The organism is Edwardsiella hoshinae NBRC 105699 = ATCC 33379, from assembly GCF_000474215.1.
GTDB lineage: Bacteria > Pseudomonadota > Gammaproteobacteria > Enterobacterales > Enterobacteriaceae > Edwardsiella > Edwardsiella hoshinae.
In genome coordinates, this window is record NZ_BAUC01000012.1 from 21,630 (window position 1) to 46,767 (window position 25,138).

Below are 25,138 nucleotides of genomic sequence, written 5' to 3' on the forward strand. Positions count from 1 at the left end.
TCCTTACACCTTCTCAACCTTCACCGCACACTTCTTAAAGTCGGTCTCTTTCGACAGCGGATCGGTCGCATCCAGCGTCAACACGTTGACCAGTTGTGCGGCGTCGAAGAAGGGCAGATACACCAGTCCCTGCGGTACACGGTTACGTCCGCGCGTCTCGACGATGGAGATCATCTCGCCGCGGCGTGACGACACCTTCACCTTGTCGCCGCGGCGCAGGCCGCGCACCTTGGCGTCCAGCGGGTGGATAAACAGCACCGCCTCCGGGAAAGCGCGGTGCAGTTCCGGCACACGGCGCGTCATCGAGCCGGTATGCCAATGCTCCAACACGCGCCCCGTGGAGAGCCACAGGTCATATTGCTGATCCGGTACCTCGGCGGGCGGTTCATAGGGCAGCGCAAAGATCACCGCCTTACCGTCCGGCTTGCCGTAAAAGCGCACCCCTTCCCCCGCTTTAACGAACGGATCATAGCCCTCGCGGTAACGCCATAGGGTCTCCTTACCGTCGACCACTGGCCAACGAATACCGCGTGCCTTGTGGTAGTCATCGAACGGTGCCAGGTCATGACCATGGCCGCGGCCAAAACCGGCATACTCTTCGAACAGCCCTTTCTGCACGTAGAAACCACAAGCACGCGCCTCGTCGTTCAGGCGATCGGCCGGGATCTCGTCCAGCGAATACTTGTTGACGTTACCGTTGACGAACAGCACCTCATACAGGCTCTTCCCTTTCAGCGCCGGCATCTGCGCTAACAACTCGGCCGGCCACACTTCATCGACGGTGAAACGCTTGGCAAACTCCAGCAACTGCCACAGATCCGACTTTGCCTCGCCCGGCGCCTGTACCTGCTGGTGCCAGAACTGCGTACGCCGCTCGGCGTTGCCGTAGGCCCCCTCTTTCTCCACCCACATGGCGGTCGGCAGGATCAGATCGGCGGAGAGCGCACTGACCGTCGGGTAGGGATCGGAGACCACAACGAAGTTGCGCGCATCGCGCCACCCGGGCATGCGCTCCTGGTTAATGTTTGGGCCGGCCTGCATATTGTTATTGCACATCACCCAGTAGGCGTTGAGCTTGCCGTCTTTTAGCGCGCGGTCTTGCGCTACGGCGTGCAGCCCCACCTTGTCTGGAATCGTGCCGGACGGGATCTTCCAGCGGGTTTCGGCGATCTGGCGATGCTTGGCGTTGGTCACCACCATATCCGCCGGCAGACGATGGGAAAAGGTGCCAACTTCGCGCGCGGTTCCACAGGCGGAGGGCTGACCAGTCAGGGAGAAAGGCCCACAGCCCGGCTTGGAAATCTTGCCGGTCAGCAGGTGGATGTTGTAGCACAGGTTATTCGCCCACACCCCACGGGTGTGCTGGTTAAAGCCCATGGTCCAGTAGGAGACGACCTTGATGTTCGGATCGGCGTACAGCTTAGCCAGCGCCACCAATTGATCCGGTGGCACACCGGTCATCTGAGCGGTCTTCTCCAGGGTGTACTCGGCCACGAACGCCTTGTACTCGTCGAAGCTCATCGGCTCCGAGGCATCGCTGCCCGCATTCTTCGCCGCCTTCTCGCGCGGATCGGTCGGACGTAGGCCGTAGCCGATGTCGGTCGCCCCTTTACGGATATTGACATGCTGATCGAGGAACGCCTGGTCGACCGCGTTGTTCTGGATAATATAGTTGGCGATGTAGTTCAGGATCACCAAATCAGATTGCGGGGTAAAGATGATCGGGTTATCCGCTAACTCAAAACTACGGTGTTCGAAGGTGGAAAGTACCGCCACCTGAACCTGGTCGTTGCTCAGTCGGCGATTGGTGATGCGCGACCACAGGATCGGGTGCATCTCCGCCATGTTGGAGCCCCACAGCACAAAGGCATCGGCCTGTTCGATGTCGTCATAACATCCCATCGGTTCATCCATACCGAAAGTACGCATAAAGCCGACCACGGCCGAAGCCATGCAGTGACGCGCGTTAGGGTCGATGTTGTTAGAGCGGAAACCGGCCTTGAACAACTTGGCGGCGGCGTAGCCTTCCCATACTGTCCACTGGCCAGAACCGAACATGCCGACGGCGCTCGGCCCCTTCTCTTTCAGCGCCCCCTTGAACTTATCGGCCATCACATCGAAAGCCTGATCCCAACTGACCGGGGTGAATTCACCCTCTTTGTTGTACTGGCCATTCTTCATGCGCAGCAACGGCTGGGTTAACCGATCTTTACCGTACATGATCTTGGGCAGGAAGTAGCCCTTAATGCAGTTCAGCCCCCGGTTGACCGGTGCATCCGGGTCGCCCTGGGAGGCCACCACACGGCCATTCTGCGTGCCGACCAGCACGCCACATCCGGTGCCACAGAAGCGACACGGGGCTTTTTCCCACGTGATCGTATCTGCCGCATCGCCCGTCACCGCGCTGGCCACGGTCGGAATGGTCAGCCCTGCCGCTGCGGCAGCGGCAGCGACGGCGTTGGCTTTCATGAAGTCTCGACGACTGAGTTTCATGGCGTATCCTCACCTTGCTCATCCTGCTGGTGGTAAACCAGCGACACCGCCAGCACGCCTGCCACATTGCGTACTGACTCAATTCGATCCAGCAGCGTGTCTGAATCCTCGCTTTGCATGACAACCACTAACTTGCCCTGCTGCGGCTCGCTGGCCGCGACTTCAGTTCCGTCCATGGCGGATAACTGCTGCGCCACGTCCGTCACCACTTGTGGGCGGGCCTGAACCACCAGCCCGCAGACGTGCCATATCTCTCTGCTCATTCCCCTTCCTTAACGTCAACCTCGCTGGGTGCACCATATTCCACCATGCGTAATGCATCGACCGGACAGGCGGCGATACAGGCGCCGCAACCGCTACAATGCTCCGCGGCCAGACGTAGCAGTGCCACCCCGTCCGGGCGGGGGACGAAGCGGATCGCCCGCGGCTCGCAGCCATCCTGACAGCTACGGCACTCAATGCCACGCTGCGCCAGGCAATGCGCCTGGATCGCAACATGCAACCGCCAAGGGCGCTGATCGGCGGCAAGAAACAACGGCTGCGGGCAGGCATCGGCGCAACGCCGACAGAAGGTGCACTCGGCACGGGAAAAATCGAGGGTGGGAAAGCCGCCTTGGCCGACCACCAACACCCCGCTCTCACATTGGGCGATACAGGCATGACAACGGCTACAACCGGCCACAAAGGCCGCTTCCGCGCATGCCCAAGGCGGGCGGCGCTCCGCCACGGCATGTCGCCAATGGCCACGCAGCAACTGGCGTCGGGACAACGTCGTCATCGAACGCTCCTGTGACATCGCTCATCCATCGGGTAACAAAGCGCTAGCGGTCAGTCCGTGCGTCCACCCGTGGATCATGACGACGCGTCACCATCTTTCGCCAACTGGGAGCACGGCTAGTATTCACCACAGCATTTGTGTTGTTATTGTGCTTATGGCGTCGAGTATCCGGTTTCTCGTAGCGCTGATAATTCCTCTTTAGAGTTAAATGCGGGGGAGAATTGCGCGGGATCAAACCTTTGGGTCCACTTTCACGCATTGTGTCCGCTGCCGTACGGAAAACGCTATTTATACAGTTATATAACGAATGGTGCGCACGCCCCCATAAGGCGTGCCCTGTCTCATCAAGGAAAAACTGACGTGTTGGTAAAACGCTCCGTGACCAGTACCCTAGCGCGCGCCCTGATCGCCATGGTAATCCTCTCCGTGCTGTCGACGGGCATCGCCCTGTTGACCGTCGCCAGCAGCATCAACGATGCCGAAGCGGTGAACATCGCCGGCTCGCTCCGGATGCAAAGCTATCGCCTGGCCTACGATCTCACCAACCAACCACAGGATGTGGCGCACCATCTCGCCGAGTACAACCAGTCGCTGCACGCCCCGGCACTGCAAAAGCTGACCCGCTTCTATGTGCCCGACTCGGTGCAAGGCGAATACGCCCAACTGCTAACCACCTGGCAAAGATTAGAGATCCAACTGCGCCAAGGCGATGGCCAGGCTTTCTTGCACGGCGTGGCACACTACGTCAATCAGATCGATCACTTCGTACTGGTGCTACAGCGCCACGCCGAGCAGAAGATGGAGCAAGTGTTACTAATCAGCCTGATCGGCCTGCTGGCGCTGCTCGGCTTAGTGTGGTTCGCCATCCGCACCATTCGCCGCGAGGTGGTGGCGCCGCTCAATAAGTTGGTTAATGCCAGCGTTCGTATGCAGAACGGCCACTTCACGCCGCTGCACCTGGATGTCAACTTGCCTAACGAGATGGGCGTGCTGTCCAAGGCCTTCGTGCGCATGTCGAGCGAGCTGGAAAAACTGTATCGCTCACTCGAAGATAAGGTCCGCGAAAAGACCGAAAGCCTGACCCAGGCCAACCGTACCCTCGGCGTACTGTTCGAGGCCTCGCAGGCGCTGACCGTCAGCCAGATCACCCAACCCAGCTTCGAGCAAGTATTAAAGATCGTGCGCAGCAGCGAAGGGCTGGACTACCTACAGTTGGAGGTGGTGGACAGCGGCCAGGGGCGTTGGCTGATCGCCAGCGGCAAGGTCGTCCCCGCCCAGGCGAGCGAGACATTGCCGCTGATGCTGGATGGGCATCCGCTCGGTATGCTGCGTTGGCCGGCGCATCAGACACCACAGCGCCAGTTGATGCAAAACGTCGCCAACATGCTCAGCCGCGGGGTCTACTTCAACCGTGCCCAGAAGCAACAGCTGCAATTACTGCTGATGGAGGAGCGAGCGACCATCGCGCGTGAACTGCACGACTCGCTGGCCCAGGCACTGGCCTTCCTGCGCATCCAAATCACCTTGCTACGCCGGGCGACTGAGGCCGAAAACCACCAGGCACAAGCGATCATTCAGGACTTCGATCGTGCTCTCAGTGATGCCTACCGCCAATTGCGTGAGCTGTTGGCCACCTTCCGCCTGACCATCGAGGAGGCCGATCTGCGCGAGGCATTGCAACAACTGTTAGCCCCGCTAAAATTGCAGACGACGGCGCAGATCACGCTACACTGCGCGCTGCCCTCCCAATTGCTCAATGCGCAGCAGCAGGTTCATGTACTACAGATTGTCCGGGAGGCCACGCTTAACGCCATCAAGCACGCGCAAGCACAGCACATTTGCGTCAGCTGCCATGGGCGCGCCGATGGGCTCAATGTCATCAGCATCACCGATGATGGCATCGGGCTACCGAGCCACGAAGAGCCACCGGGCCACTATGGTCTGACCATCATGACCGAACGTGCCGCCCGTTTGGACGGCGAATTGCACCTCACCCCAGGACCGGCGGGAGGAACCCGTGTCACACTGACGTTCCGCCCCACATCCGGCGATGGGATCTGATTTATAATAATAATTCTGGGCGGTGATCTGCCGCCCTCCTTCAGGGAGCTTGTCATGGAAAACCCAACATCAACCAGCGCTGGTTTTCGCGTCATGATCGTCGATGATCATCCGCTCATGCGCCGAGGCATACGCCAACTGCTTGAGCTGGATACGCTCTTCACGGTGGTGGCCGAGGCCAGCAGCGGCAGCGAAGCCATCGCCTTGGCCGAACGTCTCCAACCGGATTTGATCCTGTTAGATCTCAATATGAAGGGATTATCGGGGTTAGATACACTCAAGGCGCTGCGCCATGAAGGGGTGGATGCGCGCATCATCATTCTGACGGTCTCCGACGCTCGCAGCGATGTGTACGCCTTGGTCGACGCTGGGGCGGATGGCTATCTACTGAAAGATAGCGAGCCAGAGACGCTGCTGGCCCAGATCCGCCAGGCGGCAGAAGGGCATAGCGTCTTTAGTGAGGCGGTGTTGGACTATCTCGGCACGCGCGGCGAGATCGCCGATCCACTGGCCGAGCTTACCGAACGCGAACTGGACGTGCTACAAGAGGTGGCTCGCGGCATGTCCAACAAGCAGATCGCCGCACAGCTGCACATTTCGGAGGAGACGGTCAAGGTACATATCCGTAACCTACTGCGTAAGCTGAACGTCCGCTCACGCGTCGCCGCGACGGTTCTCTACCTGGAATGTAAAAACCAATGACTCGCGTGTCGGGGCCGTCACTGGGCCTCGACACTTACGCTGTCGCCTCAAGGCTAGCGCGCAACGCCTCGGCGTGTAACGCCACCCAAGCCGCGTCGAGCGGCCCCCAATCCGTCAGCATGTAGTAGCCGTCGTTATGACGTACCCCCTGTTCGACGAAACGCAGCGTGACCCCGAGTCCCGGTAAGGCTTTGAGCACATCCTGTAACGTGCGGCGCGGCCAACCGGTGCGCTGCATCAGGCGTGGCACATTCGGCTTCTCTTCATGGGTCAGTAGCCAGCATAGATACAGCCGACGGGCAAATACCGGATTGATCTCCATCACCTCTCCTTCGGACTCCCTGAATGCAATAAGACCTAGTATTGCATAATTTTTCTGCAAACCACGGCAAAATCACCCTGCCGCAGCGCCATAATGGCGCTTTTTCGACCATTCATTGCACAGCCATGCGCCAACGCACGATTTTTTACGTTTTTTCCATTTTTTCTCCACTTTTTTTCTCCCGACACAGGATACAGTGCAACATCATCAGCGGCGCTGGTGCGTAAGGCGCACCACGAGTGACCGACTTCCTCGTTATCAGAATTAGCAGGATGGCTGTGCATGGCTAAATTTTTTATCGATCGTCCCATCTTCGCCTGGGTCATCGCCATTATCATTAGCCTGGCCGGCCTGTTGGCCATCCGCGATCTGCCAATCGAGCAGTATCCCGACCTGGCGCCACCGACAGTGCGTATCAGCGCCTCTTACCCCGGTGCTTCGGCACAAACTCTCGAAAACACCGTCACCCAGATCATCGAGCAGAACATGACCGGCCTGGATGGGCTGATGTATATGTCCTCGCAGAGCAGCAGTAGTGGCAGCGCCTCGATTACCCTGACCTTCCAATCCGGCACCGATCCCAACGAGGCGATGCAACAGGTACAGAATCAGCTCAGCGCCGCCACCCGCAAGCTGCCACAAGAGGTGCAGCAGCAGGGGATCCGAGTCAGCAAGTCAGGCGACAGCAGCCTGATGACGGTGGCCTTCGTCTCCACCGATGGCAGCATGGATCGCCAGGATATCGCCGACTATGTCGCCAGTAATCTGCAAGATCCCATCAGCCGCATCGAAGGCGTTGGCAGCGTCGATGCCTTCGGCTCCCAGTACGCCATGCGCATCTGGCTCGACCCGATTAAGCTCAACCAGTTCGCCCTGACGACCCAGGATGTCGTCAATGCCATCAAGAGTCAGAATAGCCAGATCGCCGTCGGCCAGATCGGTGCCACTCCCGCGGTGCCCGGCCAAGCCCTCAACGCCACCTTGATGGCACAATCCCAGTTGCAGACGCCGCAGCAATTCCGTGCCATCACCCTGCGGGTCAACAACGACGGCTCACTGGTCACCCTTGGCGATGTGGCACAGGTCGAACTGGGCGCGGAAAAGTACGATTACCTCTCGCGCTTTAATGGTAAGCCAGCCACCGGAATGAGCATCAAGCTGGCCTCCGGCGCCAACGAACTGGCCACCGATGCCCGGGTTAAGGCCAAGCTGGCCCAACTGGAGCCCTATTTCCCCCATGGTCTAAAGGTAGAATATGCCTACGAGACTACCCCGTTCGTCAAAGCGGCGATCCAGGATGTGGTGAAGACCCTGTTCGAGGCTATTCTGCTGGTATTCTTGGTGATGTATCTGTTCTTGCAGAACCTGCGCGCCACCTTGATCCCCACCATCGCCGTGCCGGTGGTGTTGCTGGGCACCTTCGCGGTGTTGCTCGCCATGGGCTACAGCATCAATACCCTAACCATGTTCGCCATGGTGTTGGCGATAGGGCTATTAGTGGATGACGCCATCGTGGTGGTGGAAAACGTCGAGCGCGTGATGAGTGAGGAGGGGCTCTCGCCACGTGAGGCAACCCGCAAGTCGATGGATCAGATCCAGGGCGCGTTGGTCGGGATCGCCTTGGTGCTGTCGGCGGTCTTTGTGCCGATGGCCTTCTTCGGCGGCACCACCGGCGCGATTTATCGTCAATTCTCCATCACCATCGTCTCGGCGATGATCTTCTCGGTGCTGGTCGCCTTGATCCTGACCCCGGCGCTCTGCGCCACCCTGCTACGCCCGATCGACAAGGCGCAACACCACAACAAGAAAGGTTTCTTCGGTTGGTTTAATCGCACCTTCGAGCGCAGTGCCTTGCGCTATGAGAACGGAGTCGAGCGCGTAGTGCGCAACGCGGGACGCAGCATGCTGCTCTATCTGTTGATCCTCGGCGGCCTGGGCGCCATGTACCTGCATCTGCCCACCTCCTTTCTTCCATTAGAGGATCGCGGGGTGTTTATGACCCAGATCCAATTACCGGTTGGTTCAACCCAGCAGGAGACGCTGAAGGTGGTGGAGAAGGTCGAAAATTATCTGTTGGTCGACGAAGGCAAGGACGTGCAATCGGTATTTTCTATCGTCGGTGCCGGCCCCGGTGGCAATGGGCAGAACGTCGCCCGTATGTTTGTTCGCCTCAAACCCTGGCCGCAACGCCCCAACGCTAACGACAGCGCCGCCGCCATCATCGAACGCGCCAGTAAAGCGTTTGCCCAGATCCGCGAGGCGCGCGTCTTCGCCAGCAGTCCCGCGGCGATCTCCGGCCTGGGTAGCACCGCCGGCTTCGATATGGAGCTGGAGGATCATGCTGGCCTCGGCCACGACGCGCTAATGCAAGCCCGTGACCAGTTGCTGGCTGCCGCCGCCAAGCAGCCGGAATTGACCCGGGTCCGCCATAACGGCATGGAAGATAGTCCACAGCTCCAGGTCAACATCGACCAACGCAAGGCGCAGGCGCTTGGCGTGAGCATCAACGATATCAACGACACGCTAAAAACCGCCTGGGGCTCCACTTATGTCAATGATTTTCTTAACCGTGGGCGAGTAAAAAAGGTGTATGTGCAGGGCGAGGCCGCCTACCGCATGCTGCCGTCAGACATCAACAAATGGTATGTGCGCAACGCCCAGGGGGCGATGGTGCCCTTCTCGGCCTTTGCCAGTACCCATTGGAACTTTGGCTCGCCGCGACTGGAACGGTATAACGGCGCGGCGGCGGTCGAGATAGTCGGCGAGGCGGCGCCCGGCGTCAGTACCGGACGAGCGATGGACATCATGGAGCAGTTGGTTGGCGAGCTGCCCAGCGGTTTCGGCTTAGAATGGACCGGCATGTCTTACCAGGAGCGCCTCTCTGGTGCCCAGGCTCCGGCGCTGTACGCCCTCTCCTTGCTGGTCGTGTTCCTCTGTCTGGCTGCGCTCTACGAGAGTTGGTCCATCCCCTTCTCGGTGATGTTGGTGGTACCGCTCGGCGTGCTGGGTGCCGTCTGCGCCACCTGGCTGCGAGGGTTGGAGAACGATGTCTATTTTCAAGTCGGCCTGTTGACCATCATCGGCCTGTCGGCGAAGAATGCCATCCTGATCGTCGAGTTCGCCAACGAGCTCAATCGTAACGGTAAAGATCTGCTGGCGGCGACGTTGGAGGCTTGCCGCCTACGCCTGCGCCCGATCCTGATGACCTCGCTGGCCTTCATCTTCGGCGTCCTGCCGCTGGCTATCAGCCACGGAGCCGGCTCCGGCAGCCAGCATGCAGTCGGTACCGGCGTCCTCGGCGGCATGATCGCCGCAACGCTACTCTCGATCTACTTCGTACCGCTATTTTTTATCCTGGTACGTCGCCGCTTCCCCGGCAAGCCGCCTTATCATTCCTGATCGCCGCGCGCCCCCGCCCGTATAACGAGGGGCGGGGCTCGGCTACGCCTGTTGTTGCTCTCGCTGGCTCAAAATAAATTCAATAAATGCTTTCCAGGTATCCAATTCTTTATCAATCATTTTCGTATCTTTATTAAGGTATAGGGGAAATGGCGTCCGCATAATACCCTGTCCCCCGCCGCTGGTGAAGTTTTCGGCGGATAAATTTCGCCCAGCATCACGTGCTAGCGCGCTGCCGGGAGGGGGCTCCGACCGTGTGCCATGGCGCGTGGGTAGGGGGACAGGCAGTTGTATAAGCCGCGCCAGATAACGCGCGGAAAGCCAGTAGCGTATGGCGTGGCCCACGCGGTGCGCCAAGGGTAGATCCCACGGCGGAATTACCGCATTATGGGGGCATTCGTACAGCAAAGGTAACAGTATCATGAGCAGCCCGTCCTCTTCTCCTGCGCCGGTGATCTACGGCATTCCGAACTGCGATACGGTAAAAAAGGCCCGCAAATGGCTGGATGAACGGCAGATAGCCTACCGCTTTCATGACTACCGCCGCGATGGCCTGGAGGCGGCGCAGTTACAAGCGTTTATCGCCCGGTTGGGCGTCACGGCGCTGCTGAATACGCGCGGCACTACCTGGCGTGGTCTGGATGAGGCTACCCGCGCCCAGGCGCAGCAACCAGAGGGAGCGTTACAGCTGATGTTAACTCATCCGGCGCTGATCAAACGTCCGCTGCTGCAACAGGGGGAACGGCTACTATTGGGCTTCCAGGCCGACAGCTACGCGGCCTTCTTCGCCGAGGAGGCGCTATGACGCTTTGCCCGGTTCTCACCCTGGCGCAACAGCTAATCCGTTGCCCCTCTATCAGTCCCGACGATGCCGGCTGCCAAGATATCCTGCTGGCCCGCCTGCGTGCCCTGGATTTTCATATTGAAACGATGCCGCACGGTGAGACGCGTAACCTGTGGGCCTGGCGGGGCGGCGCGGGACCGGTATTGGCTTTCGCCGGTCATACGGACGTCGTTCCACCCGGCGATGAGCGCCAATGGCGCCATCCCCCGTTCACCCCGACACTCGAAGACGGCCTCCTGTATGGCCGCGGTGCCGCCGATATGAAAGGCTCCCTGGCGGCGATGATCGTCGCCGCCGAGCGTTTCGTCGCCGCCCATCCCACGCACAGCGGCCGGCTGGCCTTTCTGATCACCTCCGACGAGGAGGCCTGCGCCCGCGATGGTACGGTGCGGGTGGTCGAGACCCTGATGGCGCGCGGCGAACGCCTCGACTACTGTCTGGTGGGTGAACCCTCCAGCGAGCAACGCCTCGGCGATGTGGTGAAGAATGGCCGACGCGGCTCCATCACCGCCGATCTGACCGTGCATGGCATACAGGGACACGTCGCCTATCCGCATCTGGCCGACAACCCGGTACATCGCGCCGCGCCGATGCTGGCCGAGTTGGTCGCCATCGAATGGGATCACGGCAACGACTTTTTCCCGCCTACAAGCCTACAGATCGCCAACCTCGCCGCTGGCACCGGCAGCAATAACGTCATCCCTGGCGAGTTGTATGTACAATTCAACCTACGCTTCAGCACCGAGTCGAGTGTCGAGTCGATCCAGCAACGAGTGAATGCGCTGCTGGCGCGTCATGGGCTGCGCTACACCCTGAACTGGTCGCTCTCCGGTCTGCCTTTCCTCACGCCCGGCGGAGCGTTAGTCGAAGCGGTAGTCGACGCCGTCAGCTGTTACGCCGGTCAGGTGCCGCAGTTGCTGACCACCGGCGGCACCTCCGATGGGCGATTCATCGCTCGCATGGGGGCGCAGGTGGTCGAACTGGGGCCTCTCAACGCCACTATTCACAAAGTCGATGAATGCGTCAGTGCCGCCGATCTCCAGCGCCTCAGCCGTATGTATCAACGTATCATGGAGCAACTCATCGCATGATCACCCCCGCGATGTTGACCGGCCAATGCAGCGACCACCTGGTGGCGCTGTGCGGCCATCACCGCCTCCAGGCTCAGGCGGCCGAGGCGTTCCGCGCCATGCAACAGCGAGCGCAGGCCGACGGGATTAATCTCCAACCGGCCAGCACCTTCCGCGACTTCGCGCGCCAACAGACAATCTGGAACGACAAGTTCCATGGTCGCCGTCCGCTGCTGGATGCCGACAGCCGGCCACTGCAAGCTAACCAGCTAGCGCCTGGCGCGCGCTGCCAGGCTATCCTGCACTGGTCGGCTCTGCCCGGTGCCAGCCGCCATCATTGGGGGTGCGATCTCGACGTCTACGATGTCGATGCCCTGCCGGCGGAAGCCCGGCTACAACTGGAACCGTGGGAATATCACGCCGGCGGCTACTTCTATCCCCTCACCCGCTGGCTGGATACACATATGGCCGAATTCGATTTTTACCGACCGTTCACCGGCCGCACCCCCGTGGGGGTCGCCGCCGAGCCCTGGCACCTGAGCTACCGTCCGCTGGCGCAGCAGGCCGAAACCCAACTGACGCCAGCCTTACTGTTGGCGGCCTGGCAAGATCACGAGATCGCCGGGCGCGCCTGGCTAACGGCCAATATGGCGATGATCTTCGCACGTTATATTTACACCCAGGAGGGGAAACAATGAGTTGGCTGGCTGACTATTGGTGGCTAATCTTACTGGTCTTGGTCGGGATGATCTGGAACGGGATCAAGGCGCTGATGCGCCTCGATCCCAAGCGTTATTTGAATCATCGTCCCCCCTTGCCGCCCCACCGCGACAATAATGCCCAGTGGGATGCCGATGATGACTGGCCGAAGCCAGGCAAAGGACGGAAGCCGCGCCAGTAACACCTACACGCCTCAACGGTAAGCGACGATCTCCCCCCGCTTACCGCTGAGTGCCTCGTCCCAATAGCGTTGAGGAATGTAGCTCGACATGCGATTCAATGCCGCCTCCATCAGAGCGTCATTGATGGCGTGTCCCACCGCCGCCGTATCCAACGTCACATCGGTTCCGGTAGCGCGCAGACGCGTCTCTGCCGCCTGGGCATCGGCAAGCGTTACCTGCTCGTCCTCGCTGCCATGTAGCAGATGGATCACCGTATTCCCCAGCTTATCCTGCGGCAAGGTGGCAAAACGTCCGCTAAAGGCGATCACTCGTCCGGCGAGATCGGCCTCACAGCGCACCGCCTCCAGTGCCATGATCGCTCCCTGGGAGAAACCGACCAGGGCAGTGGCGGGGTAGCCGACGCCGCTGACCTGCTGCCAGTGACGAACCTGGGCGATAAACTGCGGCATCACCGCGGCAATGCGCTGCGCTTCATCCTCCGCCTGTGGCGCATACCACTGCCATCCCGCCCCGTCGGGACTCACTTCGGGCGAGCCGAGGCTAACGACCAGCGCCTGCGGAAAGGCATGGGCGAAATACTCGCCGATCTGCCCCATCGCTACCGGATTATCCCCCGCCGTGTGAAACAGTAAGATCAGCTGCTGCGGCGCCCCATCGGGCTGCTGCACCACATGATGATGCTCCATATTTAACTCCTTCGGCACGCATCCCGGCCCCGCTCGCACGCGACAGCAATACGGAAAACGCGCTTGATAACTAACAACATTGTCTCTTCTCTACGCGATGACTATACGCCCAGAGCGGCCCCGATGCCTAGCGGTGCTCAATGCTCCCGTGTACTGGCAATGTTACGCCTGGGCGGCCAAGGCTGCCGCTAACGCCTGGCGTAGGGCGGCGATCAGCCCGCGCCGCCCGCTGACACCCGGCGGTAAGGAGAGACGCGCCAGCTCCCCCTGCTGCTGTCGTAACTGTAGCAGCAACGGCGGCAGGGTCGAGGCGGGACAGGTGGCCAAGAAGCGCAGCAGCGCCGGGCAACTGCTCTCGTAAGGACGGGCATGATGCGCAAACCCCGCCAGCTCGCGCCAATCGGCGTCATCAGGCTGCCTGGCTGCCGACGGCGTCAGCGGCAGAGAGAGTCCGGTTTGCGCCATCACCCACTGCGCATCGCGCGCCAGGCGTCGGGCGAGGCGCTCAACCAATGCCTGCCCGGCCGACGTTAAGGGATAGAGCGCCATGGCGCTATAGCAGCCACTACTGGCTTCGCGCTGTGTCCCGACGCGCACCAGCCTAAAGCCGCAATGCTGCCAGAAGGCCCATAACGGCGCGGTATAACCAAAACTCACGGAAAGAAAATCGATCGCCTGCCCACGCCCCTGGGATAAAGCCTCGTTCACCAGCGCTGTCGCTACGCCGCGCCGACGCAATCCCGCTAGCACCGCGATACGACTGATACGCCAGGAGCGTAATTGTGGAGCGAGGATCTCGCCGGCATGCGCCGCCAGCGACTGGGCCACCAGGCTGCCGCGCGGACGCCGGACGCCGGCCCATACCGCCTGCGCCAACTCGGCACTGAGCCCGCCCTCTTCCACCAGCCACAACGCCCCCTGCACCCGTTCCTCCCCCAACGCCGCACACAGATGCTGACCGGGCGCATCCATCAAGCGGCGCAGATCGAGCGGCGAGGTTCGGTAGTGTGCGCTGGTGAGCAACGTGTAGAAATCGGCCATACGTGCCGGCGCCGTCTGCCAGTGCGCCTGGTACAACCAACGTAGCGACGTCACGGGTGCCGCTGGTTCGTCGTCGGTATCGGTGAACAGCAATGCCGCATTCAGCCAGGCTTCCAACGGATCGGCGGCGGCCCAACGCAACGGCTGATCCAGATAATGAATGCGGCAATCGGGCAGTTCGGCACAGAACTTGAGCAAGAACCCGCGCCCGGTTCCCTCATAACCCTGCACGGTGGTGGTCATCAACACCCGGGGAAAGGCGGCGATCAACCGGTGCAGCAGCGGCGCCGGGATCGCCGCCGCCTCGTCGATCAGCAGCCACTCCGCTAGCGTCTCGCCTGCCTCAATGCGCCGTAACAACGCATCCGGCGCGACGAATGGCAACGCCGCCTGCGCCTGCTGCACTCGCGCCGCCGAAACCCGCGCCGGTGCCGTCAACAGGCAGCGGCCCGCCAAGCGCACCGCCAACATGCCACTCAGGGTGGATTTGCCGCGCCCACGTGGCCCCAGTACCACATTCACCGCCGCCGGGCATGTCAACGCGGCGAGGATCGCACGCTGCTGCGCCGTCGGCGCGCCATCCGGTGGCTGCCAGTCCGCTAACGCCAACGGCGTCGGCGCTCGGCATGTTTCCCCCTGCCGCCACAGTGTCACCCCGGCAGCATCGCTCAGAGTACGCAAGAGGTGGAAAACGAAATGCGGCGTCGCGATGGGCTGCGCACACTCACTCCAGCGCAGACTGTCTGCATCGGCCTGCTGCGGCCAGGCCGACCAAGAGGGGGTCAACAGGATCAACCAACTGCCAGCGCGCAGCGTGCCGGCCAGCGCCGCCAGCGCCTCCGCGTGACAGCCCGGATGCCAGTCCAGCACGCAGTGCCCCAGCTCACGTCCCAGCACCGTACGGATCTGCGTCAGCGGCAGCGCCTGGCATCCCGTCGGCGCCGGACTGCCGCACCAGGTCACGTCAGCCAGCGGGGCGATAGCAAGGGCGGCGCGCCGTCGGCACCAATCGGCATCCCCGCTGATCACCAACAGACGACGCACGCCGGCACGGCGCATGGCAGGAAGAGAGGCTGAAAGGGACATAGCGACACCACGGCAGCAAAAGGGGACCCCAGAGTATACCAGCATCGCCACCGTCCGCGCTGTCGGCGTCATCATTAACAAATAATCACAAAGCAATCTATTATCGTGATGTTTATCACCAAAAAAGACCATTTAATATCATAAAATCACAATACACAACTAATTATCACAAACCTACTCGCAGCCTCTCGCCCCCGGCGCAGTATGGCCCGTGCCATGTCCGGTTTTTCCTCTGCACAAAGGAGAAAAACGCATGCGCTCTACTTTTCGTCTGTTTTTCCTACTACTGGCGCTGATCTCCGGCGCGCAGGCGCACTCCCCGCGCCATGGAGACTGGATCGCCCGTGACTTTTCCTTCCACGATGGCACACGGATGGATCTGACGCTGCACTACCGTACTCTGGGCGATCCTGGCGGGATGCCGGTGCTGCTGCTGCACGGCACCGCTGGTAGCGGCGACAGCTTTATGGCCCCCGACTTTGCCGAGGCGATGTTTGGCCCCGGTCAACCCCTCGATATTCAGCGCTATTTCATCATCATGCCGGACGCCATCGGCCACGGCCGCTCCAGTAAGCCCTCCGATGGACTGCGCGCCCGCTTCCCGCGCTACAACTATCTGGATATGGTCGCCGCACAGTTTCGCCTGGTGCGCGAGGGGCTAGGCCTCTCCCACCTGCGTCTGGTCATGGGCAACTCCATGGGTGGGATGCACGCCTGGCTCTGGGCCGAACGCTATCCCGATGCCATGGACGCACTCATTCCCATGGCCGCCCAGCCCACGGAGATGGCCTCTCGCAACTGGATACTGCGTCGACTGATCACCGACAGCATTCGCCGAGACCCAGCGTGGCAAAACGGCAACTACCGTCAGCAGCCGCCCAGCGCACACTTTGCCAGCGTCTTCTACGCCATCGCCACCAGCGGGGGGAACCTAGCCTGGCAGCGGCAGGCGCCGACCTGGGACAGCGCGCAGCGACTACTGGAGCAGCGCCTGTCTGCCCCCTTTAACGTCGACGCCAACGATCTGCTGTACCAGTGGGACGCCTCGCGCGGTTACCGTGCCGATGCACATTTGGAGCAGGTGCGCGCCGCAGTACTGGCGATTAATGCCGCCGACGATGAGCGAAACCCGCCCGAGACCGGGATCATGCAGCGCGCTATCGCGCGCCTGCCGCACGGTACCCTCTACCTGATCCCGGCGGGCCCGCAGAGCCGCGGCCACGCCACGACCGCTCAGGCGCACCTTTATGCGCCACAGGTCGCGCGTTTTCTGCTGAGCGTGCCGTCAAGGAGGCACCATGCCGCTGCATAGCTCACTGTATTTAGCCGAGTTTATTGGCACCGCCCTGCTGGTCACCCTGGGACTCAGCGTGGTCGCCGCCGTCTCGCTGCGCAGTTCGGCATTCTATGGTGCTGGCGCCGGCGTGGCGGCGCTGGGCTGGGGCGCCGCCATGACCTCGGCCGCCATCATCGTCGCCCCCATCTCCGGTGCCCACTGCAACCCGGCGTTTACCCTGGGGTTCTTTCTGGCGGGGCGCTTTCCCGCCGAGCAGATCCCCGGATACCTCCTAGCCCAGGTTTGCGGCGCCTTCTGCGGCGCGCTGCTGGTCTGGGTACTCTACCGGGAGCACCTCGATAGCGAAGAGAGTCCGCGCAGCAAGCTCGGTGTCTTCGCCACCGCGCCGGCTATCCGCGGCGGGCTAAAAAACGCGCTGGCCGAGGCCACCGCCACCTTTATCCTGATGCTTACCGTGCTGAGCTTTCCCCATTCGCTTCCCGCCAATGGCGTCGCCTTTCTCTATCTGTTTATCGCCCTGTCCGGCGGAGTGATGGCCTTTGCCGGGCTAACGGGCTACGCCATCAACCCCGCGCGCGATCTGATGCCGCGCCTCATCCACGCCCTGCTGCCGATCCGTGGCAAGGGCAGCTCCGACTGGCGCTATGCCTGGGTGCCGATCGTCGGCCCGCTGTTAGGCGCCGCGCTGGCGGCTCTGTGCTACCGCGCCCTATTCAGCGGTGTCGGCAGCTAATCCTCACCCGACAGGAGTCACGCTTATGCGCTTTGTCTTTTTATCCCATAAACTGGATCCGACGGACGTCGCCTGGCCGGGAGAGCCCACGCTATCCCTCACCGTCACGTCGCGCATCGATCAGCAGAATAGCCCGTTTAACGCAGTGATAAGTCACCTGCCTAATCACTTTGGCACCCACTGCGATGCCCCCCGCCATTTTTGCCCCAACGGTCCCGCATTGCACCAGTTGCCCATCGACTACTTTGCCTATCAGCAAAATGAAATTCTGTTGATCGCCGTGCCAAAGGGGCCGCGCACGATCGTGACCCGCGCGGATATCGCCCCCTACGCCCCACAGCTGCAAGATAAAAAGCTGTTGTTGATCCGTACCGGATTCGAGGCCTATCGCCAGCGCGCTCCCGAGATATACAGCAAAGAGGGGCCTTGCCTGCACCCCGATCTCTGCCGCTATCTGGTTGAGCACTTTCCACGCCTGCTGTGCATTGGCATGGATTTTCTCTCTATCGGCTCCCCCTGCAACGATCTGGGCGTGGAGGCGCACCGTTGGCTGCTGGGGTACTATAGCAAGAAGTTTATTATCGCTATCGAAGATATGGCGCTCACATCGCTGCAAGATGCGCTACCACTGCTGTTGACCCTGGGGCCAAGTCGGATCGTCGGCGCCGACAGCGGGCAGGTGAGCGTCATGGCCGGACTGGCGCCATAATGCCGACGGAGGCTAACGCCCCCGTCCTCTTTCCACGCATCGCGGCCCCGCTGCAAGCAACACCGGACGATGACGGGCCGCGTCCCACCGTCCCATCGGATACAGGCTTAGTCGAGTTGCACACCCAAGCGGTGAGCGACCTCTTCATAGGCCTCGATCAGGCCACCCAGATTCTGGCGGAAGCGATCTTTATCCATCTTCTCCAGCGTCACCTTATCCCACAGTCGGCTGCCATCCGGAGAGAATTCGTCGCCCAACACCAGTTCGCCCTTGAACAGGCCGAACTCCAGTTTAAAATCGACCAGGATCAGTCCGGCGTCATCAAACAACTGGCTCAGCACCTCGTTGGCCCGGTAGCTCAGCGCCTTCATCTGAGCCAGATGCGCATCACTGACCCAGCCGAAGGTGCGGCAGTAGGATTCATTCACCATCGGGTCGTGCATCGCATCGTTCTTCAAGAACAGATCGAACAATGGCGGATTCAGAGGAGTCCCCTCTTCGATGCCCAGACGCTTCACCAATGAACCCGCGGCGCGGTTACGGATCACACACTCGACCGGCACCATATCCAGTTTCTTCACCAACACCTCGGTGTCGGACAGCAAGCGCTCCATCTGTGTCGGGATCCCAGCCTGCTCCAACTTGGTCATGATGAAGTGATTAAACTTATTGTTCACCATCCCCTTGCGATCAAACTGCTCAATGCGCTGGCCATCCAGCGCTGACGTATCGTTGCGGAACGACAGAATCAGCAGATCCGGATTATCCGTGGCATAGACCGTTTTGGCTTTACCACGGTACAACTCAGCGAGCTTTTGCATTTTGCGTACTCCAATAGGTTAAGGACAGAATAAACCGAAGCGTTCGGCGGCGGCGATAGCGCCGGATGGCAGGCATTATACGCCAGCCAAACGTTTGCGTGGAGGGAAAAATGCAGAAAAAAGGGGGCCGCAGCCCCCTGATGATCATTCAGCCCGCGTTACGGACGGGCAAACGCCGCCTGGAACACCTTGACCAACGCATCGTTGCGCGCCTGAGTCAACGGTTGTCCCTTACCATCGAGGAACTGGAGACTGGTACGGTTATCCAGATCACCGACCTGGATTTTGTAGTCGCCATTGGCCAGATCCGGCGCACTCACCCCCAGGCTCTCCCAGGTGCTGCTGCCCGGCTCTTTGTATTTCACCGCGATGGTACCCTGTGGACGACTGCTGTCGCTGATCGTCATCCCCAGACGCGTCAGCACCGCTGGCACGCGCTCCCACACCTGCGCATAAGGTGCCCGCACGATCAGCAACGGCAAGCCGGTATCGTCCGCGCCACTCTGCACATCGATCTGACCGGTGGTGCGATTGGCACGCGCATCCGCCAGCTCACTCTGGATCTTGTCCAGATTACTGACCACATCGTTCAAGACGTTAACCGCATAGCGCTGGATCTCACCGTTCGCCGTTACCGGCGAACCACTCTGCTCCAGGGCCAAAGACTTGACCACGATCGCGGTCTGATAACCTTGCGGTTGCACGGAGATCTGATAACGCCCGCGATACTGCTGATCTTCATCGGCACGATTGAAGGCGATCCAGTCGGTAGTCAGCGACTGGCTGGCGTCCTGACGGTTAGCGATCGGGAAGTTGTCCGCCTGTACCGCGCTCACCACTTGCCCCCACAACCCACGGGTTCCGGCGGTGTTTTCCACCAGCATCATGGCGGCGCCGTTACTGTACTGGGCGCGCGAGCCGTTGAGCAGCGCCAGCGCTTGAGCCGGCGGACGGATATCCAGCGCCTTGCCGATAGCCCCTTTATCATTGCCCAAGCGAATATCATAGGTGCTATTCTGCAACGGCAGGATCATCCCCGCTGGCGCCTTCAGCTCCTTCAGCGCCGGCGTTTCCAGGTAAGCCTCATCTCCGCTGACCTGGCGCTTATAGCGCTGGTCGCTGGAGCAGGCGGAGAGCATCATCGCCAAAGAGACGCCAACGAGGGTGGCAATCGTCGACTTTTGTACTGAGTAAGCCATTCAATCTCCCTAAGAGTTACAGCACACCGGCATGGCGCAGTGCGCGTTCTACCACCGGGCGCGCAGAGTCGCTCAGCGGTGTCAGCGGCAGACGCAGGGTGTCGGTCGCTATCAAGCCCAATACTTTGCTTGCCCATTTTACGGGTATCGGGTTTGCTTCTATAAATAGGTCGTGATGCAGCGGCATCAGACGCTGATTCAGGTCACGGGCGGCGGCAATCTCGCCGGCCAGCGTCAGACGGCACATCTCGGCCATCTGGCGCGCCGCAACGTTCGCCGTCACCGAGATAACGCCCTGCCCGCCCAGACGCATGAAATCCAGCGCCGAGGCATCATCGCCGCTCAGCAGGATGAAATCTTCGTCGCGCACCAGATCTTGGATCTGGCCGACACGGCTTAAGTTCCCGGTCGCCTCTTTAATTCCGACGATATTTTCGATCTGCGCCAGGCGCGCCACGGTTTCCGGCAGCATATCGCACCCCGTGCGCGACGGCACGTTATACAGGATCTGCGGCAGATCGGTGCAGGCGGCGATGGCGCGGAAGTGCTGAAACAGCCCCTCCTGCGTCGGTTTATTATAGTAAGGTGTCACCGACAGGCAGCCCACCACCCCGCTATCATTAAAACGCGTGGTCAGCGCGATGGCCTCGCTGGTAGCGTTAGCGCCGGCACCGGCGATCACCGGGATGCGTCCATCGGCCAGCTCCAGCGTCTGTAAGACTACGTCGACATGCTCGTCATGACTCAACGTCGCCGACTCACCGGTGGTGCCCACGGCAACGATCGCCGACGTACCGCTGGCGACATGGTAATCCACCAACTTTTTCAGGCTAGCGCGGTCGACATGCCCCTTGTCATCCATCGGCGTGACCAGCGCAACAATACTTCCCGTGAACATACTCCATCCCCCTCTAAAAACAGGCGTCTCATGGTACGTTTTAAAGCATTGCCAACGCAAGTAGACATCTGAATGCTAATTGCTTGTCGCGTACTTTTTTTTATGATTACCTTGGTACACCCGATCCCCATTACAGGAAGAACTCTTTTGCCACAGCCCAATCAACACTATTTAGTCATCACCGCCCTTGGCGCGGACCGCCCCGGCATCGTCAACAATATTACCCGTCACGTTAGTAGTTGCGGCTGTAACATTGAAGACAGCCGTCTGGCGATGTTGGGCGAAGAGTTCACGTTCATCATGCTGCTCTCCGGCAGCTGGAACGCGATTACCCTGATCGAATCCACCCTGCCGCTGAAAGGCGTCGAGATGGATCTACTGATCGTGATGAAGCGCACCGCCTGGCACGAACGTCCCACCATGCCGGCGACGGTTTGGGTACAGGTGGAGGTTAAAGACTCGCCGCATATCATTGAACGCTTCACCGATCTGTTTGACTCGTATCAGATGAACATCGCCGAGCTGGTGTCTCGCACCCAGACCCGCGACGGCTCGGCAGAGCAACAGCTCTATATTCAGATCACCGCCCACAGCCCGGCCAACCAGGATCCCAGCCTGATCGAACAGGCCTTCAATCGGCTATGTGCCGAGCTGAACGCTCAGGGCAGCATTAACGTAGTGAATTATTCTCAGCATGACGAATAAAGAGATGGAGAGTATGGTAATGAGTCCATTGCAAGCCGGTAGCCTCGCGCCGCAGTTCACCTTGTTGGATCAAGATGGTGAGCAGATCAGCCTGGCCGACTTCCAGGGCCAGAGCGTATTGGTCTATTTTTATCCCAAAGCGATGACCCCAGGCTGTACGGTACAAGCCTGCGGACTGCGCGACAGCATGGCTGAACTGAAGCAACTCGGCGTGGAGGTGCTGGGCATCAGCAGCGATAAGCCCGAGAAGCTGTCACGCTTCGCCGAGAAAGAGCTGCTGAACTTCACCCTGCTGTCCGATGAAGACCACCACGTCGCCGAACAGTTCGGCGTCTGGGGCGAAAAATCGTTCATGGGCAAGACCTACGATGGCATCCACCGCATCAGCTTCCTGATCGATGCTGAAGGCCGCGTAGCGCATGTGTTCGACGACTTTAAGACCAGCAACCACAGCGAGGTGGTGCTGGCCTATCTGCGTGCCCATGCCTAAAGGCGCGTAATCCCGCGGCGCCCTTAGGCGCCGCACTACGCTCACTGCGCCGTATCGCTCGGCGCCTCGTTACCGAAATCATCCGGCCAGGCATGGATCACCGCCTTGACCAAGGTCGCCAACGGAATGGCGAAGAAGACGCCCCAAAACCCCCACAAACCGCCGAAGATGATCACCGACAGAATGATCACCAACGGGTGCAGGTTGACCGCCTCCGAATAGAGTAACGGCACCAAGACGTTGCCATCCAATCCCTGTACCACCAGATAGGCGATAAACAGCGTCCAGAAATCCGCGCCCATCCCCCACTGGAACAACGCCACCAGCACCACCGGAATCGTCACCAGTACCGCGCCGATGTAAGGGATCAACACCGAAACACCGACCAGAACCGCCAACAGCAGGCCATAGTTCAACCCGAGGATCAGGAACACCAAATAGGTAGCCACGCCGACCACGATCATCTCAACCACCTTGCCGCGAATGTAGTTGGTGATCTGCTGATTCATCTCCAACCATACCTGGCCGGCGAGACCACGCTCGCGCGGTAAGACGCGGCGCAACACGTTAAGCATCTGCTCCTTATCTTTCAGCAGGAAGAACACCATCAGCGGCACTAACACCAGATAGATAGCCAGCGTCACCATCCCCACCAACGATGCTAAGGAAAACTTCAGTACCGACTCTCCCATCAGCGCCATCCGCGCACGCAGGTTCTCTACCACCACATCAATGATGCCGGCATCGACCAACGCCGGATAGCGGCGCGGTAGGGTGGCGGCGAACTCATAAAAACGGGTTACCATCTTCGGCATGTCGCCCATCAACCCCAATCCCTGCTGCCAGACGATCGGGATCAACACCAACATGGTCATCAGCACGATGCCAATAAACACCAGCAGAACCACGCTCACCGCCCAGATCCGCGAACAACCGATGCCCTCCAACTTGTTGGTCGGCCACTCCAGCAGGTAGGCCAGCACGATGGCGACCAGCAACGGCGCCAAGATGCCATTAAAGAAATAGATAATGCAAAAACCTACTAGCAGTATGGTCAGCAGGGCAATCGCCTGCGGGTCGGTGAAACGACGCCGGTACCACTGCATCAGCATTTCAAGCACGGTTATACTCCCTCACTCTGTGCCATGACGCGACAACCTATAAATAGGTTTACATAACAATAGGATAAATAAAAACCAACAAGTTTTGGCACGGCCGGATAATAGTGGCAGAATGATAAACCTCAATTATTGCAAGGCGCGCTTCTCTCGCGCGCCTAGTGTAATAGAGAGCGGGGGCGGGAAGAAGAACTCTTCGCCGCGATCAGCGTCAAATGTCTATCGTTGCCTTGGAAGCGTCACTCATGACTTTACGATTTAACCGATCGCTTATCGCCCTGCTGCTGGCAGGCGGACTACTCGGCGCTACACCCTCGCTGTACGCGGCCCCGTTTCAAGATCAGCAGTTACCGGATATCGGCACCACCGCCGGCAATATCCTCAGTATCAACCAAGAGCTGGCGATGGGCGATTTCTACGTGCGCCAATTACGCGCCAGCGCACCGCTGATCAACGACCCACTGCTCGACGGCTACATCAACCGGTTGGGGCAGCGACTGGTCGCCCACGCCGACGGGGTGCGCACCCCGTTTCATTTCTATCTGGTGCGTAACGACGAGATCAACGCCTTCGCCTTCTTCGGCGGCAACGTCGTGCTACACAGTGCCCTATTCCGCTATACCGATAACGAGAGCCAACTGGCTTCAGTGATGGCGCACGAAATCTCGCACGTCACGCAACGCCATCTGGCACGGGCGATGGAGGAGCAGCAGCGTACCGCACCGCTGACCTGGGTCGGCGCGCTCGGCTCTATCCTGCTGGCAATGGCCAACCCTCAGGCGGGTATGGCGGCACTAACCGGCACCCTGGCCGGGACTCAGCAAGGGATCATTAGCTTTACCCAGCAGAACGAGCAGGAAGCGGATCGCATCGGCATACAGGTCTTACAACGGGCAGGATTCGATCCCCAGGCGATGCCCAACTTCCTACAGAAGCTGGCCGACCAGTCGCGCTACTCCTCCAAACCGCCGGAAATGCTGCTGACCCACCCGTTGCCCGACAGCCGTCTAACCGATACCCGTAACCGCGCCAACCAGATGCGTCCGCACCCGGTGCAGTCATCGCTAGACTACCTGCTGGCAAAGATGCGTACCCTCGGCATGTACAGCGGTAACGATATCGATGGTGGCTACCTCACGAGCGACACGTTAGACGCCATGGCGCGCGGCAACGTACGTGAACAGGCGGCGGCTCGCTATGGCCGGGCGATTCTATTCTCTCAGGCTAATAAGTTCGACGATGCCCGTCGCGCCCTACACCCCTTATTGAGCGCCGATCCTGACAACGTCTGGTATATCGACCTGATGACCGACATCGATCTCAACCAGAAACAGGCCGCCGCCGCCATCGCCCGTCTAGAGGCGGCGCTCGCGAAAAATCGCAACGATGCCGTATTGCAGATCAACCTGGCGAATGCCTACATTCAGGGGGGGAAGGCCGCACAGGCCTCCCGCCTGTTGTACCGCTATACCTATAGCCACCCCAACGATGTCAATGGCTGGGCGCTGTTAGCCCAGGCCAGTGGCGCCCAAGGGCTACGCGACGAGGAGCTGGCCGCCCGCGCCGAGCAACTGGCGCTTAGCGGCGAATTACAGCAAGCCATCGGCTTGCTGGGCAACGCCAGCGCCTTGGTGCCGCTCGGCAGTCTGAAACAAGCGCGCTATGATGCGCGCATCGATCAACTGCGCCAACTGCAAGAACGCTTCAAACAGTATCAACGCCGTTAATCCGAGGCCTCGCCCGACGCGCGAGCGTCGAGCGCGCTACCATCGCCCAAGCTAACC

The 25,138-nt window shown here is 60.3% G+C and carries 24 protein-coding genes; 13 read left to right on the plus strand and 11 right to left on the minus strand.

Annotated elements, in window-relative coordinates; genetic code table 11:
* Positions 1-3: 3 nt before the first annotated feature.
* Genes napA through napF form a run of 3 tightly spaced genes read right to left on the minus strand, consistent with a single transcriptional unit; the run spans position 4 to position 3,271 of the window.
* Entirely contained in the window at positions 4-2,493 is a 2,490-nt protein-coding gene (gene napA / locus EHO01S_RS05085; protein WP_024522936.1) for a nitrate reductase catalytic subunit NapA, read from the minus strand.
* Positions 2,490-2,756 carry a chaperone NapD gene (gene napD, locus EHO01S_RS05090; protein ID WP_024522937.1) on the minus strand — a complete coding sequence of 89 codons (267 nt, stop codon included), beginning with the start codon at positions 2,754-2,756 and terminating at the stop codon, positions 2,490-2,492. The genes napA and napD overlap by 4 nt, the downstream gene beginning before the upstream one ends.
* Positions 2,753-3,271 carry a ferredoxin-type protein NapF gene (gene napF / locus EHO01S_RS05095; protein WP_024522938.1) on the minus strand — a complete coding sequence of 173 codons (519 nt, stop codon included), beginning with the start codon at positions 3,269-3,271 and terminating at the stop codon, positions 2,753-2,755. The genes napD and napF overlap by 4 nt, the downstream gene beginning before the upstream one ends.
* Positions 3,272-3,631: 360 nt before the next feature.
* Here napF and narQ point away from each other — a divergent pair, with 360 nt between their 5' ends.
* Together narQ and narP are read left to right on the plus strand one after the other, a co-directional pair.
* A complete protein-coding gene (gene narQ, locus EHO01S_RS05100) occupies positions 3,632-5,332 on the plus strand; it encodes a nitrate/nitrite two-component system sensor histidine kinase NarQ (protein ID WP_024522939.1) in 1,701 nt (566 codons plus the stop codon).
* A 54-nt stretch (positions 5,333-5,386) separates the two neighbouring features.
* Complete coding sequence (narP, locus tag EHO01S_RS05105; RefSeq protein WP_024522940.1) at positions 5,387-6,034, plus strand: nitrate/nitrite response regulator protein NarP; 648 nt, start codon at positions 5,387-5,389, stop codon at positions 6,032-6,034.
* A 34-nt stretch (positions 6,035-6,068) separates the two neighbouring features.
* On the opposite strand, the gene EHO01S_RS05110 is transcribed toward narP, so the two are convergent.
* A complete protein-coding gene (locus tag EHO01S_RS05110) occupies positions 6,069-6,356 on the minus strand; it encodes a winged helix-turn-helix domain-containing protein (RefSeq protein ID WP_024522941.1) in 288 nt (95 codons plus the stop codon).
* Between the two features lie 35 nt (positions 6,357-6,391).
* A complete protein-coding gene (locus EHO01S_RS18825; protein WP_148707556.1) occupies positions 6,392-6,640 on the minus strand; it encodes a hypothetical protein in 249 nt (82 codons plus the stop codon).
* Here EHO01S_RS18825 and acrD point away from each other — a divergent pair.
* The 5 genes from acrD (at position 6,639) to EHO01S_RS05140 (ending at position 12,570) form a co-directional block, all read left to right on the plus strand.
* Positions 6,639-9,755 carry a multidrug efflux RND transporter permease AcrD gene (gene acrD / locus EHO01S_RS05115; RefSeq protein ID WP_024522942.1) on the plus strand — a complete coding sequence of 1,039 codons (3,117 nt, stop codon included), beginning with the start codon at positions 6,639-6,641 and terminating at the stop codon, positions 9,753-9,755. The genes EHO01S_RS18825 and acrD overlap by 2 nt on opposite strands.
* A gap of 421 nt (positions 9,756-10,176) precedes the next feature.
* The gene (locus tag EHO01S_RS05125) at positions 10,177-10,560 is read left to right on the plus strand and encodes an ArsC family reductase (protein WP_024522944.1); all 384 of its coding nucleotides are present in this window, start codon (positions 10,177-10,179) and stop codon (positions 10,558-10,560) included.
* On the plus strand, positions 10,557-11,690 hold the full coding sequence (gene dapE, locus EHO01S_RS05130; RefSeq protein ID WP_024522945.1) for a succinyl-diaminopimelate desuccinylase: 1,134 nt from the start codon (positions 10,557-10,559) through the stop codon (positions 11,688-11,690). Before EHO01S_RS05125 ends, dapE begins: the two co-directional genes overlap by 4 nt.
* Positions 11,691-11,701: 11 nt before the next feature.
* Positions 11,702-12,367, plus strand: coding sequence for a M15 family metallopeptidase (locus tag EHO01S_RS05135; protein ID WP_024522946.1), 666 nt, complete (start codon positions 11,702-11,704; stop codon positions 12,365-12,367).
* Complete coding sequence (locus EHO01S_RS05140; RefSeq protein ID WP_024522947.1) at positions 12,364-12,570, plus strand: YpfN family protein; 207 nt, start codon at positions 12,364-12,366, stop codon at positions 12,568-12,570. Before EHO01S_RS05135 ends, EHO01S_RS05140 begins: the two co-directional genes overlap by 4 nt.
* Positions 12,571-12,582: 12 nt before the next feature.
* On the opposite strand, the gene ypfH is transcribed toward EHO01S_RS05140, so the two are convergent.
* A complete protein-coding gene (ypfH, locus tag EHO01S_RS05145) occupies positions 12,583-13,257 on the minus strand; it encodes an esterase (protein WP_024522948.1) in 675 nt (224 codons plus the stop codon).
* 162 nt (positions 13,258-13,419) lie between these two features.
* Positions 13,420-15,384 carry a tRNA(Met) cytidine acetyltransferase TmcA gene (locus EHO01S_RS05150; RefSeq protein ID WP_024522949.1) on the minus strand — a complete coding sequence of 655 codons (1,965 nt, stop codon included), beginning with the start codon at positions 15,382-15,384 and terminating at the stop codon, positions 13,420-13,422.
* Positions 15,385-15,637: 253 nt separating this feature from the next.
* Here EHO01S_RS05150 and EHO01S_RS05155 point away from each other — a divergent pair, with 253 nt between their 5' ends.
* Genes EHO01S_RS05155 through EHO01S_RS05165 form a run of 3 tightly spaced genes read left to right on the plus strand, consistent with a single transcriptional unit; the run spans position 15,638 to position 18,123 of the window.
* A complete protein-coding gene (locus EHO01S_RS05155) occupies positions 15,638-16,696 on the plus strand; it encodes an alpha/beta fold hydrolase (RefSeq protein ID WP_024522950.1) in 1,059 nt (352 codons plus the stop codon).
* Complete coding sequence (locus EHO01S_RS05160) at positions 16,683-17,414, plus strand: MIP/aquaporin family protein (protein WP_024522951.1); 732 nt, start codon at positions 16,683-16,685, stop codon at positions 17,412-17,414. The genes EHO01S_RS05155 and EHO01S_RS05160 overlap by 14 nt, the downstream gene beginning before the upstream one ends.
* Before the next feature lie 25 nt (positions 17,415-17,439).
* Entirely contained in the window at positions 17,440-18,123 is a 684-nt protein-coding gene (locus EHO01S_RS05165) for a cyclase family protein (protein WP_024522952.1), read from the plus strand.
* A gap of 107 nt (positions 18,124-18,230) precedes the next feature.
* Here the strand turns inward: EHO01S_RS05165 and purC are convergent, their stop codons facing one another.
* The 3 genes from purC to dapA form a co-directional block, all read right to left on the minus strand.
* Complete coding sequence (gene purC, locus EHO01S_RS05170) at positions 18,231-18,944, minus strand: phosphoribosylaminoimidazolesuccinocarboxamide synthase (RefSeq protein ID WP_024522953.1); 714 nt, start codon at positions 18,942-18,944, stop codon at positions 18,231-18,233.
* Positions 18,945-19,102: 158 nt separating this feature from the next.
* Positions 19,103-20,143 carry an outer membrane protein assembly factor BamC gene (gene bamC, locus EHO01S_RS05175; protein ID WP_024522954.1) on the minus strand — a complete coding sequence of 347 codons (1,041 nt, stop codon included), beginning with the start codon at positions 20,141-20,143 and terminating at the stop codon, positions 19,103-19,105.
* 16 nt (positions 20,144-20,159) lie between these two features.
* Positions 20,160-21,041 (minus strand): 4-hydroxy-tetrahydrodipicolinate synthase, encoded by an 882-nt coding sequence (gene dapA, locus EHO01S_RS05180; protein WP_024522955.1) that lies wholly within the window; start codon positions 21,039-21,041, stop codon positions 20,160-20,162.
* Between the two features lie 102 nt (positions 21,042-21,143).
* Here dapA and EHO01S_RS05185 point away from each other — a divergent pair, with 102 nt between their 5' ends.
* Positions 21,144-21,746 carry a glycine cleavage system transcriptional repressor gene (locus tag EHO01S_RS05185; RefSeq protein ID WP_370447914.1) on the plus strand — a complete coding sequence of 201 codons (603 nt, stop codon included), beginning with the start codon at positions 21,144-21,146 and terminating at the stop codon, positions 21,744-21,746.
* A gap of 19 nt (positions 21,747-21,765) precedes the next feature.
* On the plus strand, positions 21,766-22,236 hold the full coding sequence (gene bcp / locus EHO01S_RS05190; protein ID WP_024522957.1) for a thioredoxin-dependent thiol peroxidase: 471 nt from the start codon (positions 21,766-21,768) through the stop codon (positions 22,234-22,236).
* 41 nt (positions 22,237-22,277) lie between these two features.
* Here the strand turns inward: bcp and EHO01S_RS05195 are convergent, their stop codons facing one another.
* Positions 22,278-23,357, minus strand: a complete 1,080-nt coding sequence (locus EHO01S_RS05195) for an AI-2E family transporter (protein ID WP_024522958.1) — start codon at positions 23,355-23,357, stop codon at positions 22,278-22,280.
* A 242-nt stretch (positions 23,358-23,599) separates the two neighbouring features.
* On the opposite strand from EHO01S_RS05195, the gene bepA reads away from it, so the two are divergent.
* Positions 23,600-25,081 carry a beta-barrel assembly-enhancing protease gene (gene bepA, locus EHO01S_RS05200; protein ID WP_024522959.1) on the plus strand — a complete coding sequence of 494 codons (1,482 nt, stop codon included), beginning with the start codon at positions 23,600-23,602 and terminating at the stop codon, positions 25,079-25,081.
* Positions 25,082-25,138: the final 57 nt, after the last annotated feature.

Bases quoted from the DNA above. Each gene is read 5' to 3' on its own strand.
- EHO01S_RS05110 (WP_024522941.1), bottom strand. From the start codon at position 6,356: ATGGAGATCAATCCGGTATTTGCCCGTCGGCTGTATCTATGCTGGCTA.
- bepA (WP_024522959.1), top strand. From the start codon at position 23,600: ATGACTTTACGATTTAACCGATCGCTTATCGCCCTGCTGCTGGCAGGC.
- EHO01S_RS05155 (WP_024522950.1), top strand. From the start codon at position 15,638: ATGCGCTCTACTTTTCGTCTGTTTTTCCTACTACTGGCGCTGATCTCC.
- EHO01S_RS05150 (WP_024522949.1), bottom strand. From the start codon at position 15,384: ATGTCCCTTTCAGCCTCTCTTCCTGCCATGCGCCGTGCCGGCGTGCGT.
- EHO01S_RS05160 (WP_024522951.1), top strand. From the start codon at position 16,683: ATGCCGCTGCATAGCTCACTGTATTTAGCCGAGTTTATTGGCACCGCC.
- dapA (WP_024522955.1), bottom strand. From the start codon at position 21,041: ATGTTCACGGGAAGTATTGTTGCGCTGGTCACGCCGATGGATGACAAG.
- napF (WP_024522938.1), bottom strand. From the start codon at position 3,271: ATGACGACGTTGTCCCGACGCCAGTTGCTGCGTGGCCATTGGCGACAT.
- EHO01S_RS05125 (WP_024522944.1), top strand. From the start codon at position 10,177: ATGAGCAGCCCGTCCTCTTCTCCTGCGCCGGTGATCTACGGCATTCCG.
- purC (WP_024522953.1), bottom strand. From the start codon at position 18,944: ATGCAAAAGCTCGCTGAGTTGTACCGTGGTAAAGCCAAAACGGTCTAT.
- bcp (WP_024522957.1), top strand. From the start codon at position 21,766: ATGAGTCCATTGCAAGCCGGTAGCCTCGCGCCGCAGTTCACCTTGTTG.
- EHO01S_RS05140 (WP_024522947.1), top strand. From the start codon at position 12,364: ATGAGTTGGCTGGCTGACTATTGGTGGCTAATCTTACTGGTCTTGGTC.
- dapE (WP_024522945.1), top strand. From the start codon at position 10,557: ATGACGCTTTGCCCGGTTCTCACCCTGGCGCAACAGCTAATCCGTTGC.
- acrD (WP_024522942.1), top strand. From the start codon at position 6,639: ATGGCTAAATTTTTTATCGATCGTCCCATCTTCGCCTGGGTCATCGCC.
- EHO01S_RS05135 (WP_024522946.1), top strand. From the start codon at position 11,702: ATGTTGACCGGCCAATGCAGCGACCACCTGGTGGCGCTGTGCGGCCAT.
- EHO01S_RS18825 (WP_148707556.1), bottom strand. From the start codon at position 6,640: ATGCACAGCCATCCTGCTAATTCTGATAACGAGGAAGTCGGTCACTCG.
- napD (WP_024522937.1), bottom strand. From the start codon at position 2,756: ATGAGCAGAGAGATATGGCACGTCTGCGGGCTGGTGGTTCAGGCCCGC.
- bamC (WP_024522954.1), bottom strand. From the start codon at position 20,143: ATGGCTTACTCAGTACAAAAGTCGACGATTGCCACCCTCGTTGGCGTC.
- EHO01S_RS05185 (WP_370447914.1), top strand. From the start codon at position 21,144: ATGATTACCTTGGTACACCCGATCCCCATTACAGGAAGAACTCTTTTG.
- napA (WP_024522936.1), bottom strand. From the start codon at position 2,493: ATGAAACTCAGTCGTCGAGACTTCATGAAAGCCAACGCCGTCGCTGCC.
- narP (WP_024522940.1), top strand. From the start codon at position 5,387: ATGGAAAACCCAACATCAACCAGCGCTGGTTTTCGCGTCATGATCGTC.
- ypfH (WP_024522948.1), bottom strand. From the start codon at position 13,257: ATGGAGCATCATCATGTGGTGCAGCAGCCCGATGGGGCGCCGCAGCAG.
- EHO01S_RS05165 (WP_024522952.1), top strand. From the start codon at position 17,440: ATGCGCTTTGTCTTTTTATCCCATAAACTGGATCCGACGGACGTCGCC.